General features: G+C 69.8%; 2 protein-coding genes. Both read right to left on the bottom strand.

Translation table 11 applies throughout. From position 1 onward, the window contains the following. Nucleotides 1-863 (bottom strand): tetratricopeptide repeat protein (locus AC1DYI_RS36675; RefSeq protein ID WP_477208997.1); only part of this gene is annotated, 863 nt, incomplete at its 3' end. 7 nt (nucleotides 864-870) lie between these two features. Continuing rightward, on the bottom strand, nucleotides 871-1,058 hold a 188-nt coding region (locus AC1DYI_RS36670; protein ID WP_477208996.1), incomplete at its 5' end, for a hypothetical protein.

Raw genomic sequence — 1,058 nt, 5'->3', positions numbered from 1 at the left:
GGGTAGTCGTGGGTCAGCGCCTGGGTCCACTCGCGCGCCTCTTCGAAGCGGCCCAGGCGGCCCAGGCAGATGGCCTTCTTCTGCCGGGCCTGGATGTCTTCCGGGTCGATCGCCAGTGCGGCGTCGAACTGCTCCAGAGCGAGCCCGGCTTGCTGCAGCTTCAGCAGCGAATTGCCGGCTTCGCGCTTGGCCTCCAGCGCCAGCGCGCGGGTCGGTGTTTCGTTGGCCAGCGTCATGATGTCGCCCGGCCGGTTGCGCTGGCGGGCGACCTCCATCCGTCGCGCCCAGTCGTTGTAGCTGTCGCTGAACTCGTTCGCGTCGGCCAGCAGCAGCTTGTGCCACTGCGGCTGCTGCAGGTGCGGCAGCAACGCGTAGACCGGGCTGACCTTGCGTCGCGTAGACGTGGCCAATGTCTCACGTGCCATCGTCGCGAGGCGCTCGATGTCGGTCTGCAGCGTCGCCGCATCCGGCACGCCGTTGGCGAGGTGGTAGCGCAKCTTGCGCTCGGTGTAGGTGTCGAAGGCCTTCGCGCTGTCGGCGTCGTGGCCCCAGTTCGCATCGGCGCCGTACATCAACACCACGCCACGCGCGCGCAGCGCATGGCGCACGCCGAGTTCGTACCAGACGTTGGCGTTGGCCAGCGTCAGGTCGGCGACCACCAGGTCGGCCACCAGCAGCTCCTGGAACATGTCGACGCGGATGTCGCCGGCGCGTGTCTCTTCATCGGCGCGAAAGACCTCGCAGCCGGCCGCTTCGAGCGCGGGGCGGATCAGCTCGTCGAGCACCCGGTTGAAGTCGATCACCTGGCCCCCGGGGCCGGGCTTGGGGCCGAAGGGCATCGCGATGAAGGCATGCGGTTTCATGGAAACCTCACGAATGGGGGCTGAGGGTGGGGGCGGCCGGGTGGGCCGGGCCGAGCCGGCCGGCCAGTTCATCGGTCAGGCCGCGCACGCGCTCGGCCTGCGACTGGCTGGCGGCCAGCTTGYGGGGGCTGACGACCGCGGCCTGCACACGGCGGCGCCAGCGTTTTTCGGTGGCCGCATCGCCCAGCGCGATGC

This window comes from Ideonella sp. P3_A4, assembly GCF_056403075.1.
This window is presented reverse-complemented; position numbering and strand designations above follow the sequence as displayed.